The sequence below is a fragment of the Pseudomonas sp. NPDC077649 genome (assembly GCF_044542855.1).
Classification (GTDB): domain Bacteria; phylum Pseudomonadota; class Gammaproteobacteria; order Pseudomonadales; family Pseudomonadaceae; genus Aquipseudomonas.
Genome location: NZ_JBITVF010000002.1, coordinates 79769 through 99592, shown reverse-complemented (window position 1 = coordinate 99592; position 19824 = coordinate 79769). Strand labels below are relative to the sequence as shown.

Sequence of the window (19824 nt, the reverse complement as noted above, 5' to 3'; positions counted from 1 at the left end):
ATGACCAAGATCGCGGATCATCACCGTGTTTCCTCCAGCTTCTTGGCGCGCGTGTGTACCCGCATGAATGTCCCGCGGCCGCCGCGTGGGCACTGGGTAAAGCTGGAGAATGGAATACCGAGTCCTCAGCCACCCCTGCCTGAGGCTGGGCCTGGTGACCTACAGGTATGGCGCAGGGGAGATACTCTTGGTGCTGTTTCTCGACCGGTACCGAAGGCACCTGCACCGCGCAAAATCAAACCCGAACAGCTCCGCATATCGCGATCAAGGCAGCATCCTGTTGTCGTGGGAGCGTATGAGGTCTTTGAGCAGGGGCGCGTCATCGACCAAGGGTTCCTCAAGCCCGGGAGGCAGCGCCTGGTGGACGTTGTGGTGACCAAGCCGCAACTTGAGTCTGCCCTCAAGCTGGCGAATCAGCTGTTTCTCAAGCTGGAGGCTGCCGGTCATCGCGTGATGTTTGCTCCGAGTGACCGCACCTATGCCCGGGACTCGTTTGATGAGCATGAGCACCCTCCCAAGAAACCAAGGCATCGTCATCCGGCGTTGTGGTCACCATCCAAGCCCACAGTGGTTTTCGTCGGGACGGTTGCCATCGGGCTGACGGTGTTTGAGATGACTGAGGAGCTTGAGGCCCGCTACATCGATGGCAAGTACATCCCCACCTCCAAGATTCCGTCGCAGCAGATGCGTCGCTTAAGCTCAACTTGGAACTGGTCGACTCGCATGGACTTTGCGACCGGCCGCCTATGTATAAGGGCGTTCTCGCCATATCCGTGGACTGATTGGTCTCAGAGTTGGAAGGAGGCTAAGCAAGGCTCGCTACGTGGCCAGCTGGATGAGATCGTCCAGCAGCTCATAGACGCCGCGCCTGTAGTTGCCCGATTGGTAGAGGAGGCCGAGGAGCAGGCCAGAATTCGGCAGCAGGAGGGGATGGAACAGATTCGCCGGCGCGAGGAGAGAGAGCGGATTCAGAGGCAGAGCGAGGCAAGGGCGCAGGCGAGGACTGATTTGCTGAGCGCCATCAAGCAGTGGGATGACATAAAGCGGATCCAGGCCTTTTTCAGTGATGCGGAGAGCTCCGTATCGAATCTGCCCGAAGCTGCGCGATGCATTGCTATGGACAAGCTCGCCCAAGCGCGTGAGCTTGTTGGCGAGCTGGATCCGCTACAGGCATTGCTGGAATGGAAGGGGCCTAGGGAGCGCCTATAGCAATGGCCAAGAGTTCCTTGTGTGGGTTTATAAGAACTAAATTTTGCTCACTAATGGTGAGTATTTTTGGGTTTCTATAAACCTCTTCTTGCTGAAGGTTTAGAAAAGCTCTATTTTGCTCACTATGAGTGTGCAAAAATCTGAAAAACTAAACTCCTTGCTTGCAGGGCTCGGCGACAGCGATCTGGTGTCCAGTAGCTGGTTGAAGGCTCATGGCTACAGCAGCAACCTCGTAGCGCGATATATCGCGAGCGGCTGGCTGGAATCGCCTGCGCGTGGAATCTATCAGCGACGAGGCGGACGTCTCACCTGGGCTGCTGTAGTGCGTGCGCTGCAGGAAGGAGAGCGATTGCCGCTGCATGTTGGCGGGCGTTTTGCCTTGGCTTGGCATGGGCACGAGCACTACCTGCGGTTGGGCGAGCGTGAGAGGGTCACTCTATATGGCCCTGGAAGCCTCCCGGCCTGGGTGGAAAAGCTTCCCTTGAAGGCTGAGGTGATGCTGTGCGGCAAAAGTCCATTCAATCTGTCGGCATTGTCATTCAAGGCCGATATGGATGCCGAAGTCCTAAGAAATCTAGCGCTCGAATGGGTGGATGTTGATGGCGACCGCGGCCGCATCGTCGTCGCGACACCTGAACGCGCAATCCTCGAGCTGTGTGATGGCGTGTCAGACGCATCGCTCGTTTATGAAGTGGATGCGCTGATGCAGGGTGCGGACACCCTTCGTCCCCAAAGGGTAAGCATGCTGCTGCGGCATTGCACCAGCATAAAAGCCAAGCGCTTGTTCCTGGCGCTCGCAGAGCGTCATCGGCACGCCTGGTTGGATCATGTCTCGTTGGACGGCGTCTATCTAGGGAAGGGAAAGCGTTGCCTGGTTCCCGGTGGTCGCTTGAACCCAACCTACCAAATAACCTTGCCGGCGGATCTTGATGAGCACCTGGGATAAGCGCTACACCGACCGAGTCCAGTTATTGGTGGAAATTCTGCCGACCTTGGCGAAAGAAACACGATTTGCCCTCAAAGGGGGTACGGCGATCAACCTGTTCGAGCATGACTTGCCCAGGTTGTCTGTGGATATCGATCTGACCTGGTTGCCGATGCAGGACTATGCGCAGGATGCTAGTCAGATCTCCGATGCATTAGAAGGTCTGGGAAGGGCACTTGGCTCTGCGCCATTAAGGCTACAGGTACAAACATCAGCGCCCGAAAGAGGTGGCTTCATAAACAGGCTGATAGTGAGTCGTGGACGAGCCCGGGTGCAAATAGAAACGACCCCGGTTATGCGCGGCTCTGTGCATCCAGTACGAACAATGGTTGTCCAGCCGCAGGTCCAGGAGGCCTTTGGCTTTGCCTCGATCCAGGTGCTCGACTTTGCGGATCTATATGCGGGGAAAATGGCAGCAGCATTGTCGAGACAGCATCCGCGCGACCTGTTTGATATCGGCTTGCTTCTAGAGGATCCGCGCACAGATGAGCGCCTTTGGCGAACCTTCCTGATATACATGACCTGCAGTCCGAAGCCTGCCTGGGAGATGCTGGTTCCCAATGAGCCCAAGGATTTCGAGGCGATATACGAGACCCACTTCCGTGGTATGACTGCTGCCCCTGTCAGCTCAGAGATACTGCTGGAACACCGCGCCAGGCTTCTTCGACAAATTTCAGAGTGGCTTACCCCGCAGTCGAGAGCATTTCTGGAATCAGTCGAGATGGAGAATCCAGATTTTGACTTGATCGAGTTGCCACAGGCAGCAGAGCTACCTGCGATAAAACGGAAACTGCAGAATCTTGCTTCACGATCAGCTGCGAAGCGGGCTTCCGACCATTCTCAGTTGCAAGCGGCCTTCGAGATGTTCAAACGTTGATAGTGTCTGCAGGCTACCCAGGCTTGGCAGTCGGCGACGGCACTTTAAATTCCGTAAATCTGGATAAGTGGCATTAAAGTGCCTTTATTGCTCCATAAATGCACAAAATCGGCAACTTAATGCCGATTTTGCTTCGTAATATCGAGAGCCACAGTTTCCACATGGTGCATGTCAAGAATTCCTTTAGCTTGGCTCTGGTCCCCAGATTTTCTTGATTGAGACAGGAAAATCTTAAGTTTTGGCGGTTCAGCTGATTTTTTCTTAATTCATTCAGGTCAATTTCGTCCGAGTGCCTTTGGGGCGAAGGCTCGTGATCACATTTGTTACCAGCCTCTTCGGAGGCAAGGGCTTTACAGGCAGCCAGGGCAAAAGGACTCGGTTTTCAGCTCGTTGTACTAAGTCTCCTGAACACCCGATCCCTCGCCATGAAGGCCTCCAGCATGTGAGGGATGAGCGTCAGGGCATCGACTTCTTCACCATAGGTTTGTGAGTGCAGCGTCGCGTAGCGCTCGAGGTCGGCTTTCAGGTTAGCGGGGCAGGTGAAGGTCAGCTTCAGGTTCTCTGTTTTCGGCAGCGGGCCGAGGCGCAGCTTGGTCGTACTCATGGCAGGTTCCTCTGTTGAGCGGAGAAGGGCTGATAGGGGCGCAGCACCAGGTCGCGGTTGACGATCACGCGCAGGGGCAGGCCGGGACGCTGGGTCAGCGTGGGTTGGATATCGAGGTTGCGGCGGGTGACCTCCTGGCCGACCTGATTCACCGTGTCCTGCAGGCTGTCGCGACCGGCGATGATGATGCGGTCGCCGTCGGTGCGACTGGTCGGTGCCGCCAGCTCGGCACCGATGCCCAGCAGGCTGGTCATGGCCGCGCCGGCGACGATGCGATCCCAATGCCAGTCGACGCCATCCTCAAGGCCGGCATAGCCGGCGGCATCGGTACCGACCAGATTGTCGAGCTGGAAGGACGAGGTGTCCGGCAAGATCACCCGCTGCCATACCACCTGCACGCGGCTTTGCCCGTAGCTCACCTGGCTGTTGTAGCGGCCCAGCAGGCGCGCGCCTTGGGGGATCAGCACGTGCTGGCCGGTGGCGCTGTCGTAGACCGGTTCGGTCACCGTGGCGATCACGTCGCCGGGTAGATCCGACTTGATACCGGTGACCAGCGCCGCCGCGATCACGGTGCCGGCCATCACCTGGTAGGGCGAGTCAGACATCTGCAGTAATCCGGAATTACGGATTTGTGCATTTACGGATTTACTGAGAAACGTCTCGTTCCGTTCCTGCTGGGTCGGCGTTCCTGCAGTTGCGGCTACCACGCCTGACGAGGCCATACCCAGGATCATGGGATCGGGTTGGGCGCCCTCAGTGGATGCGACGTTCGATTTCCGCGCGCTGTTGGTCTGGAAAAACACCGAGGACAGCGCCGCTTCCTCGGCCTCCTTGAGCCGGGCAAGACGCTCGGCTTCAGCAGCGTCCGGACCATGGCCATAGCCCTGCGCCTGCTGCTCGGCCCTGAGGATCGGTCCGCCCAGGTCGCCGGGCAGCGGTGGGCCCAGTTGCGGTATCTCGGGAGCAGGTGGTGGTGGCAGCTGAGAGTAGTCTGCCGGTAGCTGCTCCAGTCCCTCCGAGCGCGCCACGCGGTCGACGTTGTACAGTTCGTTCGGCTCGTTGCCCTGGCGGCGCTGCTGCGGTTGCAGCGACCACAGCATGGCACCCAGTACCGCAGCCGATAGGCCACCGACCACTGCCGCCAGCATGCGTGGATTGAGGCGGGTGACAGGGCGCGGCTTGGCGCGCAGCTCCAGCGACTCCGGCGCTTCCTTCGGCGGGAGCGAGTTAGCCGGGCTTTGGAGGTCATCCTTGGCCGTCATGCTCAGCGCCTCCGTGCCACGCCATCGGTGCGCTCGATCCGCACCACGTCGCCCTTGTCGGCGCCCAGGCGCAACTCGGCCGCGCCGAACAGGCGATCGACGATGTAGTAGGGCGAGCGGAAGCGGTAGTTGACCAGTTGCCCGTCGCCCTCCGGGCCGATCACGAACAGCGGTGGCAGCTCGCCCTGGGCGATGCCGGCGGGGAACTGGATATACACCTTGCGCCCGTCATCGAAGGCGCGCAGCGGTTTCCAGGGCGGATTGCTACCGCTGATCGCGTATCGAAAGCGCAGCTGATCCAGCGCCAGGCCGGCATCCACCGGCGCCGCGGCCTGGGCGGCGCTGGCGCGACGTTGCAGGGCGAGCATGCGGTCCTGGGGGTAGTCCCAGGACACCGACGCCATCCAGGTGTGTTCGGTGGAAGTCAGTTCGATCAGGTAGGTGCGGCGCGTGGTGGTGATCACCAGGTTGGTCTTGAGATCGACCCGCGTCGGTTTGATCAGCACGCTGGTGCGTAGCTCGTCGCCGCTGCCGCTGGAGGTATCACCGACGATCCAGCGCACCGTGTCGCCGGCGGCCACGGTGACCAGCTCCTCGCCGGGCTGCAGGTTGATCGCCGTCACCCGACCAGGGCTGGCATACACCTGGTACAGCGCGCCATCGGAGTAGGGCCAGACTTGGATGGCGTTGATGTAGCCCTCGCGGCTCGGCGCGACTCGAGCTTCGCGATTGGCGCGCGAGACCCGCACGCGCTCATCGGCCGGTTCCTTGGCCGGTTTGCTACCTTGATTCGGCAACGTCTTGAGCTGCGCCGGCAGAGCCAAGGGCTTGGGCACTTCCACCACTTCGATGGGTTTGGGCGGCTCCGGCAGGCGCTGCGCCTTGATCGGTTCGTCCAGGGCGATCACCGGTGGCTGCTGGCTGGCGCAGCCGGCCAGCAGGCTCAGCAGCAGCGGGCAGACGCGGAGGTTCAGGGCGGTTTTCATGGTTTGTTGGCTCCTTCCGTAGTGTCCAGCTCACGGCTCCAGGACAGGCCGTTGACGTAGATGCCGAGCGGGTTGCGGCGCAGCTTTTCCTCGGTGCGTGGAGGCTGCAGTACCAGCGAGATCACCGCGGTCCAGCGCTCCAGGCCGGCGGCTGAACCATTCACGAAACGGCGTTCGATCCAGCGCACCTGGAACGAGCTGTCGCTGGCGCGCACCACGCTGGTGACTTCCACCGATACCGACTCCTTGCCGACCCGGGTGAAGGGATCGTTGGCGCGGGCATAGTCATTGAGGGTGGCCGCGCCGCGGTCGGTGGTGGAGTGATAGGCCTCCAGCCACTTCTGCCGCACCACCACCGGATCGATCGATAGCGAGCGCACCTGCTCGATAAAGCGCGCCAGGTGGTGGGCGATTTGCGCATCTTGGGGCTGGTAGGAACTGGCGGCTTCGCCTACGGCGCGCACCTGGCCGAGGTTGTCGACCTCCACCACGTAAGGCGTCACCGTCGACTGCGCCGAACGCCAGAGCAGCCCGCCAGTCATCAGCAGCGCCAGACCCAGGCAACCGAATGCCATCAGCCGCCAGTTGCGTGCCTGTGCCAGGCTGCTGCCCATGCGCAGGTCCCAGGCCTGTGCCGCTGCCTGGTAAGGGGTGACAGGTTGAGGGGTGTCGCTGTAGCGCACCCGTGGACGTCTGAATCGCATCCTCGTCCTCCTTTACGAATTCGATGGGTCGCGGATCTGCGGCCCAGGTGATGAGCCACCGCCATCGCCACCACGCAGGGTGTGGGCGACTGTGCTGGTGGCCTGTGAGAGTTGCTGCCTGCGCTGCAGGCGCTTAGCCCACGCGGGCGGCTTGGCGGGGGTCGCCGATGAGCCAGCAGCGGCCGACGTTCCAACAGCCGCAGTACCGCCGGCTGCAACTCCAAAGGGCGCGCCAGCCAAAGAATGGGCTCCACCCATTGCCACGCGCGCCGCACCGGGTGCCATGCGTGCACCGGCCAATACCGCGCCGCCGACACCTGTGGCTACTGCAGCCGCACCCACTGCCATGCCCGCCGCGCCGAGCGCGGTACCGGCTGCTGCGCCGGCACCGAGTTGAGGCGCGCCGGAGACCAGGCCGGTGGCAATACCCGGCCCGAAGATGCCCAAACCGAGCAATGCCAGCGAGGCGAGCATGACCACCAGCGCATGGTCGATGGAGGGCTCGTCCGGCACGGCCTGGAACTCGGCGAACAGCCCGCTGCCGATGCCGACGATCACCGCCAGCACCAGCACCTTGATGCCGGACGCCACCACGTTGCCCAGCACCTTCTCGGCGAGAAAGGCGGTCTTGTTCCACAGCGCAAAGGGCACCAGCACGAAGCCGGCGAGGGTGGTCAGCTTGAACTCGACCAAGGTGACGAACAGCTGGATGGCCAGGAAGAAGAAGCTGACGATCACCACCAGCCAGGCCAGAAACAGCACCAGGATGCTGTCCAGATTGCCGAACACCTTGGGAAAGCCGCTCAGGTGACGAATCTGCTCGAGCAGCGGCCGCCCGGCCTCGATACCGATCGAAGCCAGGTGCCCCGGCTGCAGGAACTCGGCCGGGCTCAGCGCCGAGCCCGCGGCCAGCAGGCCCAACCCGGCGAAGGAGTTGAAGACGATCTTGGCCAGGGCATTGAAGTTGCCGATGATGAAGGCGAAGGCGCCGACATAAAGCGTCTTGCGGATCAGCTTGGCGCTGACGTCCTCGCCGCCCATGGCCCAGAACAGCCCGGCCAGGGTCATGTCGATCACCACCAGTGTCATGGTGAGAAAGGCCACCTCGCCGCCTAGCAGGCCGAAGCCCGTGTCGATGTACAGCCCGAATACCTCGAGGAAGCGGTCGATCACGCTGACGTCGTTCATTGCACGTCCTCGTCGAAGCTCGGCGGGATCGCGGGCAAGTCGGTAGGCCGGAGAAATTCGCCGGGCCGGGCGCAGCCGGAGTAGAAGCGCTCAGTCGCATCGTCTTGCCGTGCCACGACGCCATCGTCGCCCCGTCCGCAGGCGGCTAGTACCAGCAGCGGCAGCAGTGCCAGGAATCTCATGAGGGCGCCTCCCTACCGATAGAACTGCACGGGGTAGGGGGTATAGGGCGTGCCGCTGCCCATAAAGCGTCGCCGCCGTTCGCGCGCCTCTTCGGCCGCAGCAGCCTGGCGGGCCAGCTCCAGGGCGATGGCGCGGTTCTGGGTGATCTGCAGCTGCTGCGCCTGGATCGACTGCTTGGCCTGCAGGGCCAGCAACTGGTTGGTGGCCTGGGCGGCCTGCAATGCGCCACCCACGGATTGGCTCTGCTGCACCAGAGCGGCCAAGGCGCTTTCGTCCTCGGCCAGGTTCTGCGTCACCTGCGCCTGCACGCGCAGCGCCGTATGCAGCCCGTCGAGGCCCTGCTGCCAGCGCTCGCGGGCTTCCTCGGCCAGGCGCTGGCTGCTGACGTCGCCGGTGTACTCGGCCGGATAGAGACGGACGAACTCCTGATCCAGGCGTTGCACTTCGTAGGCCAGCCCTCGCGCCTCGGCGAGCAGCCGCTCGGTAGTGGCCAGGCTCATGCGCAGGCGGTTGAGCACGTTGTAATCCAGACGCGCCAGGTGACGGCCCTGGTTCAGCAGCATCTGGGTTTCGTTCTGCAGTTGGCGAACCTGGTTGTTGACCATCTCCAGGGTGCGCACCGCGGTCAGGGTGTTCTGCGCCAGGTTGGTCGGGTCGATCACTGTCAGGGCGCTGGCCGGCTGCACGGCCAGCAGGCCAAGCACCAGCAGCGTGGTGCAGGGTAAACAGCGGGCAGGGGATCTCATGGCAGGCACTCCTTGCGTGACGAGGGATAGGCGGTGAGCAGGTCGGCGGCCCAGTCCAGGCCACGATGGCGCAACCAGGCAGGGGCAAAATCGGCGGCGCCGGACGCCTGCAGGATTCGGTCGATCTCGCGCTGCTCGGCCGGGCTGGCCGAGGCGGCGAAGGCCAGCGCCACCGGCCCCAGGCCGAGATCGAACAGGCGGTTGCCCAGGCGCGACTGGTAGTAGTAATCACGCTTGGGCGTGGCCTGGGCGATGATCTCGATCTGCCGTTCGTTGAGGCCGAATCCCTGGTAGATGCCACGGATCTGCGGCTCGCCCGCCTGCGGGTTGGGCAGGAAGATGCGGCTGGCGCAGCTCTCGATGATTGCCGCAGCGATGCTGGAGTCCTTGATGTCGGCCAGCGACTGGGTGGCGAAGATGACGCTGACGTTCTTCTTGCGCAGGGTCTTGAGCCACTGGCGGATGCGGGCGGCGAACAGCGGATCGTCGAGAAACAGCCAGGCCTCATCGAGGATCAGCAGGGTCGGCGCGCCGTCAAAGCGCTCCTCGAAACGGGCGAACAGGTAGCACAGCACGGCGGCCACCGCCGCCTTGCTGTGCATCAGTTCCTCCATCTCGAAGCACTGCACGTCGGCGCTGCCCAGACGATCCTGATCGGCATCCAGCAATGCGCCATGAGCACCGCCCAGCACGTAGGGCTGAAGTGCCTGGCGCAGGGCGTTGTCCTGCAGCAGCACGGACAAACCGGTCATTGTGCGCTGCGCCTCCGGCGCGCCGGCCAGGCTGTCCAGCGCCGTCCACAGCGCGGCCTTCTGCTCGGGGCCGACGGCCACGCCTTCCTGCAGCAGGCGAGCCTCCAGCCACTCGGCGGCCCAGGTTCGGTAGCCATGCTGATCGATGCGCGCCAGGGGCTGGAAGGCCAGGTCGCCGTCGCCGCCCAGGTCGTAGTGCTCGCCACCTAACCCCAGCATCGTCGCGTGCAGTGAACGGCCCATGTCGAAGAGAAACAGACGCGAACCCGGGTAGCGCCGGAACTGCAGGGCCAGGGTCGCCAGCAACACCGACTTGCCCATGCCAGTGGAGCCGGCCACCAGGGTGTGGCCGACATCGCCGACATGGGTGACCAGACGAAACGGCGTTGCGCCATCGGTGCGGGTGATCACCAATGGCGGGCCATCCAGATGGTCGTTGCGCGCCGGGCCGGCCCAGAGTGCCGAGACCGGCATCAGGTGCGCCAGGTTGAGCGTGGAGATCAGCGGCTGGCGGACATTGGCGTAGACGTTGCCGGGGATCGACGACAGCCAGGCCTCCACCGCGTTGAGACTCTCGGCGATGGTGACGAAGCCGCGGCCCTGGATCACCCGCTCGACCCGGCGCAGCTTCTCGTCGGCGACCTGGGCGTCGCAGTCGCTCACCGTCACGGTGGCCGTCACATAGCCGAAGGCGACCTGGTCGGCACCGAGTTCTTGCAGCGCCGCGTCGGCGTCGCAGGCCTTGTTCGCCGCGTCGCTGTCGAGCAGTGGGCTCTCCTGCTGGAAAATCGCTTCGCGCAGCAGCGCCAGGACACCCTTGCGCTTGGCAAACCACTGCCGGCGTAGGCGCACCAGTTCCTTCTCGGCCTCGTCCTTGTCCAAGCAGATGAAACGGGTCGACCAACGATAGGCGAAGCCCAGGCGGTTGAGGTCATCCAGCACGCCTGGCCAGGTCGAGGTGGGGAGGCCGCGCACCGAGAGCACGCGTAGGTGCTGTTCACCCAAGCGCGGCGCCAGGCCGGTGATCAGCGGACTGTCGGCCAGCAGGGTATCGAGGTGGAAGGGCACCTCGGGCACGACCAGCCGCTGGCGGTAGGTCGAAACCGTGGCATGCAGGTAGGTCAGCGTCTGGCTGTCGTCGAGCCAGGCGAGTTCCGACATCACCCCGTCCAACAGATCGAAGAAGCGATCCGTCTCGGCGACAAAGGCGGCCAGCCGTTCGCGCCAGTCGACGCCGCGCTGCGCCCGGTGCTCGTAGAGCAGGCCGGCGGCGCGCGAGCGCGACTCCTCCGGCGGCAGGTAGAGCAGCGTCAGGTGGTAGGTACTCTCGAAGTGGCTGCTTTGGCCCTCGAAGGCGGCGCGGCGCTCCTCGTCCACCAGCCAGGACAGCGGCTCGGGAAAGTCACTATCGGGGTAGTCCGCCGCCGCCAGACGCTCGGCCTCGACAAACAGCGCCCAGCCCGAGCCGAGGCGGCGCAGGGCGTTGTTCAGGCGCGCCGAGGTGGCCACCAACTCGCCCTGGGTGGCGCTGTCCAGGTCCGGACCGCGAAAACGCAGGCTGCGCTGGAACGAACCGTCCTTGTTCAGCACCACGCCGGGGGCGACCAGGCCGGCCCAGGGCAGCCAGTCGGCGAGTTGGGCGGGGCGACGCTGGTATTCGGTGAGGTTCAGCATGGCAGCGCTCCTCACACATCCAGCAGCGACGGCTGCTTGATATGCCGGGCGAAGACCTGGAGGAACTGCGGGTCCAGGCGGGCGCCCCACACCGCCAACGAATGACCGATCAGCCAGAGCGCAAGGCCCGGCAGCCAGAGTTGCAGGCCCAGGCCGACCACGGCCGCCAGGGTGCCGTTGAGGATCGCCACGTTGCGTGGCGCGCCGCCGAGCAGGATCGGCTCGGCCAGCGAGCGGTGCAGCGGCACCTCGAAGCCGGGGATGAGATCGCGCTCGCCGTTCATGCGACCACCGCCCCGCCGGCGAAGCTGAAGAAGCTGAGGAAGAACGACGACGCGGCGAAGGCGATCGACAGGCCGAAGACGATCTGGATCAGCTTGCGGAAGCCGCCGCTGGTGTCGCCGAAGGCCAGCGTCAGGCCGGTGGAAATGATGATGATCACCGCGATGATGCGCGCCACCGGGCCCTGTACGGATTCGAGGACTGCTTGCAGTGGTCCCTCCCAGGGCATGCCGGAGCCAGCGGCGAGCACGGGCAGGGAAGCGCCCAGGCAGAGCGCGCCGAGCATCAAGGCACCGACGAAGCAGCGACGATTAGCAACGCGAGGATGGCAGGCAGTCATGGCTGTTTTCCTGAGTCAGCGAAGGAATGTATGCGGGGGCGATGGAAGTGAGTTGGTAGCCGCGCTCGTCATAGCCGGTGACGCGGGCGATCTGCTGGACATAGCGCGTGCGGCCACGCCCGGCGAGAAACACCACTAGGTTGACCGACTCGGCGATCAACGCCCGCGGCGCGGTCAGGGCGACCTCCAGAATCAGTTGCTCCAGGCGCAGCAGTGCGCCCTGTGCAGATCCAGCGTGAATGGTGGCGATACCGCCGGGATGGCCGGTGCCCCAGGCCTTGACCAGATCCAGTGCCTCACCGCCGCGCACCTCGCCGACCACCACGCGGTCGGGGCGCAAACGCAGCGTGCTACGCACCAGATCCGCCATGGAGACCACGCCGGGCTTGGTGCGCAGAGCGACGTGATCGAGGGCCGGACACTGCAGTTCGACCGTGTCCTCCAGCACCAGCACGCGGTCACCACTGCCGGCCACCTCGACCAGCAGTGCATTGGCCAGGGTGGTCTTGCCGCTGCTCGTACCGCCGGCCACCAGGATGTTCTGCCGCTCGCGTACGGCCACGCGCAGGTGCTCTGCCTGGGTAGCGCTGAGGATGCCGTCGGCGACGTACTGCTGCAGCGGAATGATCCCGGCGGCACGCTTGCGCAGGGCGAAGGTCGGTCCGGCCACCACCGGCGGCAGCACGCCCTCGAAGCGCTCGCCGGTTTCCGGCAGCTCGGCGCTCAGCAGCGGCCTGCCACGATGCACTTCCGCGCCGACATGCGCGGCCACCAGGCGGATGATCCGCTCGCCGTCGGCAGCTGCCAGCGTGCCCAGATGGGCGCGGCCAACTGACAGGCGATCCAGCCAGAGCAGGCCGTCGGGGTTGAGCATCACCTCGACCACGTCCGGATCATCCAGGGCCGCCGCGATCAGCGGGCCCATCGCCGTGTGCAACATGCGGGTGCGACGATCCAAGGAGGTCGCCGCCGCGCTCAGCACGATGGAAGAGGAGCAGTTCATAGGCGCTCTCCAGTGGCCTGAGCCTCTGCCTGAACCTCCTCGTGCACCTCTCTGACCAAGCTGCGCCCGCGCTGCAGGTGACGCCCCAGTTGCTCGACAAACTGGCTGAAGCGCTGCTTGCCCTGCGCGCGTGCTGCTTCTTGGTGCGCCTCGGGTACAGGTGTGCTGACCGTGAGGTAGTAGCGCACATACAGCGCCACAGTCTCGATCAGGATGTGCTGGTCGCGCTCCAGGCGCTCGAACTGACGTGACAGGCGATCCAGGCGTTTGGCCATGGCCACCTCGCGCTGCTCGCCGGACTCGGGCGACAGCCAGGAGGCCAGCGCCGCGGCGATGATCGAGGACTTCGATACGCCCTTGGTGATCGCCAGTTCGTTCAGACGCTTGGCGTGCTCGGGTTGGATAAACAGGTTGAGGCGGGCTCGGCTCATAGGGCTATTCCATCGTCGGGGTCGAGGGCGGCCAGCCGCGCCACGCGTTGCAGGCGCGGATCCGGCTGGGTGGGGAAGGGAGTGGGGATGTCGTCCTCGTCGAGCAGCAGCAGATCGCTGGCCAGCTCGTCGTGATCCGGCAACTGGACGAGCTCCGCCAGCTCGGGCTGACGGCGTGGGCCGCCGTCCTCGACGCTCTCGACATCGGCCAGGCCAGTCGGCGCAGCGCCGGCGGCTGAAGGCACGGCCAGGCCGCTCCAGTCGTCTGGGCGTGGCGCCGGAGCGTCGGCGTAGCGGCCCGGCTGCAAGCGCGGCGCCGGCAGTACCCGGCTCTGGAAGTTGGCGTCGGTGAAGTAGCGCAGCTTCTTCGCGCGGATCGGCGCCAGGCCCGAAAGCATCACCACGGCTTCGTCGCTGGGCAGTTGCATGACCTCGCCCGGGGTCAGCAGCGGGCGGGCGGTTTCCTGGCGCGAGACCATCAGATGGCCCAGCCATGGCGCCAGACGGTGGCCGGCGTAGTTGCGCTGCGCGCGCAGTTCGGTGGCGGTGCCCAGGGTCTCGGAGATGCGCTTGGCGGTGCGTTCGTCGTTGGTGGCGAAGGTCACCCGCACATGGCAGTTATCGAGGATCGAGTGGTTCTGGCCATAGGCCTTGTCGATCTGGTTCAGCGACTGCGAGATGAGGAAGGCGCGCAGCCCATAGCCGGCCATGAAGGCCAGCGCCGTCTCGAAGAAATCCAGCCGCCCTAGCGCCGGAAACTCATCAAGCATCAGCAGCAGTTTGTGCCGGCGCTCGATGCCGTCGGAGCCGTCGAGCGACTCGGTCAGGCGCCGGCCGACCTGGTTGAGGATCAGGCGGATCAGCGGCTTGGTGCGGCTGATATCCGAGGGCGGCACCACCAGGTACAGCGAAACCGGATGCTCGGCCGAGATCAGGTCGGCGATGCGCCAGTCGCAACGTGAGGTGACCTCGGCCACTGTCGGGTCGCGGTACAGACCGAGGAACGACATCGCAGTGGACAGTACGCCCGAGCGCTCGTTGTCGCTCTTGTTGAGCACTTCCCGCGCGGCCGAGGCCACCACTGGATGCGGTGCATCGCCCAGGTGCGGCGTGGTCATCATCCGGTGCAGCGTCAGCTCGAAGGTGCAGGCTGGATCGGAGAGGAAGTTAGCAACGCCGCGCAGGGTCTTGTCCTGGCCGGCATAGAGCACGTGCAGGATGGCCCCGACCAGCAGTGCATGGCTGGTCTTCTCCCAGTGGTTGCGCCGCTCCAGCGCGCCCTCCGGGTCGACCAGGATATCTGCGATGTTCTGCACATCGCGCACCTCATGGGCGCCACGGCGCACTTCCAGCAGCGGGTTGTAGGCGGCCGAGGCCAGGTCGGTGGGGTTGAATAGGAGGCAGTGGGAGAAGCGCGAACGCCAGCCCGCGGTCAGGCTCCAGTTCTCGCCTTTGATGTCGTGAATGACCGCCGAGGCCGGCCAGGAGAGCAGGGTGGGGACTACCAGGCCAACGCCCTTGCCCGAGCGAGTCGGCGCGAAGGTCAGCACATGCTCGGGGCCTTCGTGGCGCAGGTACTGATCGTTGAACTGGCCGAGGAACACACCCGCCGGCTGGGTCAGGCCGGCCTTGCGCACCTCATCGGCATCGGCCCAACGCGCCGAACCGTAGGTGGTGACGCGGCGTGCCTGGCGCGCCCGCCAGATCGCCATGCCGATGGCCACCACCAATGCCAGCAGGCTGCTGCTGGCGGCGATGCTGCCGCCGACGTTGAAGACGTCCGGCGCATAGGCATCGAAGACGAACCACCACTCGAACAGACGCCAAGGGTGATAGACCGGAGTGCCCAGCAACTCGAACCAGGGTGCCCCCAGGCGGGCCTGGTAGCCGAACGCGGCAGCTGTCCACTGGGTAGCACTCCATATCCCGGACAGCGTGATGGCCAACACCACCAGCACCTGGCCGTAAAGCACCGTTGTCGCTTGCATCTCTGAACCCAACCTCCCAGACGAAAACGGACGGCACGCGGAGGTGCCGCAGGCGAAAGGTTCGGTACTGGGAGAGGAGGGGTCAAAGACCGTTTCGGCGGGGATTAAGACGGAGGGAAAAGGCTGCAGACTGTAGCGGTTCGCGAATAAGCTCAGCAGGGCATGGTGTACATGATCGGTAGGTGTCGATCCGCAGCGGCCGGTCGCATCAGGCGAAAACCAGCCAAAACCAGTCAGAAGCGGACTGTTCTACAGAGGCTTAACAGACCCCAAGCATAGGCCGGGGATGTCTACCGGAGCGGGGTAGTCCATCGGGCAGTGTACGAATACAGGAATACAGGGAGTGGGCTGCCGAGAGGATTGCCCTCTCGGCAGATCGGTCAGGCGATAAAACTCAGGTCGTGTAGTCGGCGTTGATCCGGATATAGCCTTCCGAAAGATCACACCCATAGACCGTGAACTGCCCCTGAGCGATGTTCAGATCCACCGAAATGAGTACTTCTTTGCCTTGCAGGTAACCTTTGACCACCTGCAAGCCGGCGTCGTCCAGCTGCTGTGGATAGGCCTCGGTATCGCCAAATACGACCCGTACCTTGTCCGGGTCAATATCATGTTCGGCCTCGCATTTGCCGATCGCCATAGCTACACGCCCCCAGTTCGGATCTGCTCCATGCACCGCAGTCTTGACCAATGGCGAGTTGACGATTGCTTTGGCTACACGTTTGGCTTGTGCATCATCTCGTGCTCCTGTGACCTGTACCTCCAGGGTTTTGCTCGCACCTTCGCCGTCCGAGGCGATCATGCGCACTAGAGTCAGGGCAATGTCGTAGAGTGCCTGCTCGAACTCGACCAGATCCACGTCACCCGCCAGCCCGTTGGCCAGGATTGCCGCCGAATCGCTGGTGGAGGTGTCGGTGTCGATGCTCAGGGCATTAAAGGTCTTGTCGATTACCCGGCGGAATAATAGATCCAGTACATCGGGAGTGATGTTCGCATCCGTGAAGAAGAAGGTCAGCAGGGTGGCCATGTTCGGCTCGATCATCCCCACGCCTTTGGCGATACCCACCAAACTTGCGTTGCCAATCTTGCGAGCAGCATGCTTGGAGCGGGTGTCCGTGGTCATGATCGCCGCTGCGCAACGCTGGAAATCGGCAGACTGCAATGCTGGCACGTTGCCCAGAAAGGTACGTATCTTCTCCATGGGGTACTGGCGACCGATCACGCCGGTCGAGGCGATCACCACTTCCTGTGGGTCGATCCCTACAGCCCGGGCCAGCCCCGTGCGCACTTCCTGAGCATTGGCCAGCCCTTCAGGTCCGGTAGCGACGTTGGCGTTGCGCGCGATCACTACCACTCCTCGCGCAGTATCACGTTTGGCGACCTCGCGGGACAGGGTGACACTGGGGCCAGCGAAGCGCGACTGGGTGAACACGGCGCTGATATTGGCCGGCACGTCGGAGATGACGGCCATGAAGTCGTCACGATCGTCCTTGATGCCCAGGTTGGCGATTATGCTGCGAAAACCTTTCGGTTGAATGTGCGAGTGGCTCATGTCAGGTCCTACAGATGGATGAGGGTTTCCTTGTCCGCGTGCTGTGCGTTGAGTAGCTTGCGCAGGCGCACACGGTCTGGCTTGCCGGTCGGCGTCAACGGTATCCGTTTGAGTACAGCGATACCAGCATCAATGCCCAATTGCTCCAGTATCTTGAGAAGTGCCGAGTGCTGCTCATGGACCGTGGCGATGCTGGTTTGCAGCACCACATGGGCACGACGATGATCGTGTTCGTCGACTAGTACTACCACTCGCTCGATCATCAGCGTCTGTGCGATATGCCCTTCCAGGGCAGGTGCGAATCGTGTGCCATGTGAGGTGAGTAGGGCATCGTTCACTCGTCCCAGGGGCATGAGGCTTCCGTCTTCGAGCCGTCGGGCGATATCTCCGGTGTGATAGGGAGCATCCTCGACCGGGTTGGCCGCGAGAGGGAAGTACCCCGAGCCACGATGCGTGGAGCAGGCGATTATCTCTCCGACATCGGGTTGTGCTGGATCGAGAGTTGCCAATGTGACCGTGACATCTCCCACCGGATACATACCGCAGCTCACTTGCAGGTCAGGTACGAAGTTGGCCAGGATCATGCCGAACTCTGTGGAACCGTAGATGCGCTTGATGTGCACACCCAGCCAGCGTTCGGCTTCTAGCACTACTTGATCGTCTAGGTAGGCACCTCCGCAGAACGGGTGAGTCAGTGCCGGCAAGCGTGTTCCGAGCTTCTGGGCTGCTTGCGCCAGCGCCAGGTACTGCGATGGTAGTGCGCTCATCACGCTGATGCGTTGTTCTTTGAGGATTCGCAGGATGTCGTCGATCTGCTCAGCTTCGCCCAGGTACAACGTGGCTCCGCTCAGCAGCGCAGGGAATACATGTAGATCTACAGCATGGCCGCCATCAAGCGTGTGGATGCTCAGGTATCGTGCGCTGGAATCTAGCCCGGTGCATTCGACCCAGTGAGTGATTTCCTGAAACAGGCGATCCTGACGCCACAAGGCGAGCTTCGGCGTGCCTGTGCTGCCAGAGGTTTCTTGCATGCGCATCAGCCCGGAGTATTCCCGGTATACAGGTGGCTCCAGAGCAGTGGGGGTCTCGGTATACAGGGCAAAGCCTGGCGTGCTCACGCCTTCCGGTACGATGCCGGATACGGTGACCAGTACGACGGCGTTTACTTGGGCAAGACGCATTGCTCGGTGATAGGCGTCGCTGGCTTGATTCACTGGGCAATGGACCAATCCCAGGCTGGCCAGGGCGAACAACAGCGCCACGTAGCCAGTACTGTTGTCCAGTTGGGTTGCCACTACGTCCCCTTCGTGCAGGCCGACTGCCTGCAGGCGCGCGCGCAACTGTTCGATGTCTTGCAGCAGGTTGCCGTAGGTAGTGACATTGCCGTGGTTGTCGATGACTGCCGGGTGATCCCGATGGCGTGCAACTACACTGAGGAACTGTCGCTGGAACATGTGCCGGTATCCTCGATTAGTGGCCGAAGTACAGCTTCAGGTGTTCTCCCGCCACGCTAAAGCCGATTTCACTCAGGCGATTGCGCAATGGGCCATCGACGCAGGTAAAAGTCAGCGGTTTACGCTGACGATGGTGAATGCTGGCGCACACGTCGCTTAGCAGCTTGTCCGAGACACCACGCAACCGGTGTTGTGCTTCGACGAAGATGAAGCCCAGTTGCTCGTGCTGCTCGTCTTGGCTAGTCAAGGCTACGCAGCCACCGAGCCGACCATCCACTTCAATTACGTACAGGGTCTGGCGCTGGGTAAGTTGGCGAACTGTCTGTGTGGCTTGCTCACGACTGGAGACCAGCTTCACGCTGGAGTCTTTCTCCATCTGGATGCGGTAGTCGACCAAGGTGGTTTCGTCCTCGGGCCTGGCCAGACGGGTAGCGAGTGCAGGGGATAAGTCGGTAGAGAAGGGCACGAACTGCTTCAGCAGCACTTCATCCCGCCTACCAATCGGAGGCAGCCAAGTTGCTGGCCAGTGTTCGAGGAGGCTTTCCAGAACGGACTTGGGGCCGATGGCCATCTTTGGGCTGGCATGGTCTTCGGCAATCTGTGCCAGCAGCGCTGCGTCAGGTTCGCCGGCAGCCAGGATAACCGGTACGGCAAATGGCGGTAGGCTCGGCAGCAGTGCGACAGCACCGAGCAAGCGGTTGTCGTCTTGTCGCACGAATACTTGCAGGCCCTCGGTGTGATTGCTCAAGGCTCCGACGAGGAACAGTTGGGCATCGGCATCATCCGATTGGCGGATGAGATCCAGCAGCTGCGGATAATGCTCCGGAGCGAGAGATTGAATGTTCAAGGCAGCGTTCTCGTTCTAGTGGGGTAAAGAGAAAGACAGGTTGTGCCAACTGGTGGCATCCAGTGGCGAAGAGCTGAAGTCCAGCCGCGATCGCTGTACGCCCAGTGCGAGACAGGCGGCTGACTGGGAGGCCCAGAGGCTGTCTCCGACGTTGCGCCGCCACATCAACGCATCGGCCGCGCTGCTGTACTGGCCATCGCCGGCCAATAGGTGAAGCCACTGAGCCCAGGCTTGTGCGGGGGGTTCTTCCTCTGGCCGAGGCAGAGGGCTGCCGGCGAAGCGGGGCAGATGGCGCGCCAGGCGAGGGTGATCCTGGTCGATACCGCGGTAGCATAGGCCGTGGATACCTTTGTCCAAGCGCACCGAACGCAGTGTCTGGGTGTCCCACTGATGAAGCGTCAGGCCGCTGGCATCGGCTTGTCCCAGGATGAAACCGTTGTACTGATGCAGGCTCTCGGTATCCCAGCGCCGCTTGGGCATCTGCAGAGCGATCAGCGGCAGGTCACCACGGCTGCGCGTTTTTCCGGTTGCCAGTTCCGGGCGGTTGACCAAGAAGCTGGCGCGATGCTGGTTCGTATCCAGTGCCAGCCATGTACCGCCAGATCGTAGATCCAGGCCACCTATGACGTGCGGATGATTCTCGGACCAGTGTGCTGCGGGGGATTGCCACGGGCGTTCAACCGACTCGTCCCGTACTGTCGCCAGTAGCACCGGCCACTGAGGTGAAAGGCCGACCGCGGCGATGATTGTACACACC

At 63.2% G+C, this 19824-nt stretch carries 20 protein-coding genes; 3 read left to right on the top strand and 17 right to left on the bottom strand.

The window, feature by feature from the left end:
* Positions 1-372 precede the first annotated feature (372 nt).
* From ACIGFL_RS07505 to ACIGFL_RS07495, 3 genes are all read left to right on the top strand, one after another.
* Positions 373-1209 carry a hypothetical protein gene (locus ACIGFL_RS07505; protein WP_397496724.1) on the top strand — a complete coding sequence of 279 codons (837 nt, stop codon included), beginning with the start codon at positions 373-375 and terminating at the stop codon, positions 1207-1209.
* A gap of 124 nt (positions 1210-1333) precedes the next feature.
* Positions 1334-2155, top strand: coding sequence for a type IV toxin-antitoxin system AbiEi family antitoxin domain-containing protein (locus tag ACIGFL_RS07500; protein WP_397496723.1), 822 nt, complete (start codon positions 1334-1336; stop codon positions 2153-2155).
* Positions 2139-3071 (top strand): nucleotidyl transferase AbiEii/AbiGii toxin family protein, encoded by a 933-nt coding sequence (locus tag ACIGFL_RS07495; protein ID WP_397496722.1) that lies wholly within the window; start codon positions 2139-2141, stop codon positions 3069-3071. The genes ACIGFL_RS07500 and ACIGFL_RS07495 overlap by 17 nt, the downstream gene beginning before the upstream one ends.
* Positions 3072-3453: 382 nt before the next feature.
* Here the strand turns inward: ACIGFL_RS07495 and ACIGFL_RS07490 are convergent, their stop codons facing one another.
* From ACIGFL_RS07490 to ACIGFL_RS07410, 17 genes are all read right to left on the bottom strand, one after another.
* Positions 3454-3675 carry a DUF2274 domain-containing protein gene (locus tag ACIGFL_RS07490; protein WP_397496721.1) on the bottom strand — a complete coding sequence of 74 codons (222 nt, stop codon included), beginning with the start codon at positions 3673-3675 and terminating at the stop codon, positions 3454-3456.
* Positions 3672-4937, bottom strand: a complete 1266-nt coding sequence (locus ACIGFL_RS07485; RefSeq protein WP_397496720.1) for a TrbI/VirB10 family protein — start codon at positions 4935-4937, stop codon at positions 3672-3674. Before ACIGFL_RS07485 ends, ACIGFL_RS07490 begins: the two co-directional genes overlap by 4 nt.
* A 2-nt stretch (positions 4938-4939) precedes the next feature.
* On the bottom strand, positions 4940-5923 hold the full coding sequence (trbG, locus tag ACIGFL_RS07480; RefSeq protein WP_397496719.1) for a P-type conjugative transfer protein TrbG: 984 nt from the start codon (positions 5921-5923) through the stop codon (positions 4940-4942).
* Entirely contained in the window at positions 5920-6627 is a 708-nt protein-coding gene (gene trbF, locus ACIGFL_RS07475; RefSeq protein ID WP_397496718.1) for a conjugal transfer protein TrbF, read from the bottom strand. Before trbF ends, trbG begins: the two co-directional genes overlap by 4 nt.
* 12 nt (positions 6628-6639) lie before the next feature.
* On the bottom strand, positions 6640-7815 hold the full coding sequence (gene trbL / locus ACIGFL_RS07470; RefSeq protein WP_397496717.1) for a P-type conjugative transfer protein TrbL: 1176 nt from the start codon (positions 7813-7815) through the stop codon (positions 6640-6642).
* The gene (locus ACIGFL_RS07465) at positions 7812-7997 is read right to left on the bottom strand and encodes a hypothetical protein (RefSeq protein ID WP_397496716.1); all 186 of its coding nucleotides are present in this window, start codon (positions 7995-7997) and stop codon (positions 7812-7814) included. Before ACIGFL_RS07465 ends, trbL begins: the two co-directional genes overlap by 4 nt.
* 12 nt (positions 7998-8009) lie before the next feature.
* Positions 8010-8744, bottom strand: coding sequence for a P-type conjugative transfer protein TrbJ (gene trbJ, locus ACIGFL_RS07460; protein WP_397496715.1), 735 nt, complete (start codon positions 8742-8744; stop codon positions 8010-8012).
* Positions 8741-11170, bottom strand: a complete 2430-nt coding sequence (gene trbE / locus ACIGFL_RS07455) for a conjugal transfer protein TrbE (protein ID WP_397496714.1) — start codon at positions 11168-11170, stop codon at positions 8741-8743. Before trbE ends, trbJ begins: the two co-directional genes overlap by 4 nt.
* 11 nt (positions 11171-11181) lie before the next feature.
* On the bottom strand, positions 11182-11454 hold the full coding sequence (locus ACIGFL_RS07450) for a VirB3 family type IV secretion system protein (protein ID WP_017678233.1): 273 nt from the start codon (positions 11452-11454) through the stop codon (positions 11182-11184).
* Positions 11451-11792 (bottom strand): TrbC/VirB2 family protein, encoded by a 342-nt coding sequence (locus ACIGFL_RS07445; protein ID WP_397496713.1) that lies wholly within the window; start codon positions 11790-11792, stop codon positions 11451-11453. The genes ACIGFL_RS07450 and ACIGFL_RS07445 overlap by 4 nt, the downstream gene beginning before the upstream one ends.
* Positions 11764-12732: a P-type conjugative transfer ATPase TrbB gene (gene trbB, locus ACIGFL_RS07440; protein WP_397497101.1), complete on the bottom strand. Its 969-nt coding sequence runs from the start codon at positions 12730-12732 to the stop codon at positions 11764-11766. Before trbB ends, ACIGFL_RS07445 begins: the two co-directional genes overlap by 29 nt.
* A gap of 59 nt (positions 12733-12791) precedes the next feature.
* Positions 12792-13226 carry a CopG family transcriptional regulator gene (locus ACIGFL_RS07435; RefSeq protein WP_397496712.1) on the bottom strand — a complete coding sequence of 145 codons (435 nt, stop codon included), beginning with the start codon at positions 13224-13226 and terminating at the stop codon, positions 12792-12794.
* A complete protein-coding gene (locus ACIGFL_RS07430; RefSeq protein WP_397496711.1) occupies positions 13223-15214 on the bottom strand; it encodes a conjugal transfer protein TraG in 1992 nt (663 codons plus the stop codon). Before ACIGFL_RS07430 ends, ACIGFL_RS07435 begins: the two co-directional genes overlap by 4 nt.
* A gap of 394 nt (positions 15215-15608) precedes the next feature.
* Positions 15609-16766, bottom strand: a complete 1158-nt coding sequence (gene argJ / locus ACIGFL_RS07425) for a bifunctional glutamate N-acetyltransferase/amino-acid acetyltransferase ArgJ (RefSeq protein WP_397496710.1) — start codon at positions 16764-16766, stop codon at positions 15609-15611.
* Between the two features lie 8 nt (positions 16767-16774).
* Complete coding sequence (locus ACIGFL_RS07420) at positions 16775-18220, bottom strand: class I adenylate-forming enzyme family protein (RefSeq protein WP_397496709.1); 1446 nt, start codon at positions 18218-18220, stop codon at positions 16775-16777.
* Between the two features lie 16 nt (positions 18221-18236).
* Entirely contained in the window at positions 18237-19067 is an 831-nt protein-coding gene (locus tag ACIGFL_RS07415; protein WP_397496708.1) for a GNAT family N-acetyltransferase, read from the bottom strand.
* A 15-nt stretch (positions 19068-19082) separates the two neighbouring features.
* Entirely contained in the window at positions 19083-19823 is a 741-nt protein-coding gene (locus tag ACIGFL_RS07410; protein ID WP_397496707.1) for an NRDE family protein, read from the bottom strand.
* Position 19824: the final 1 nt, after the last annotated feature.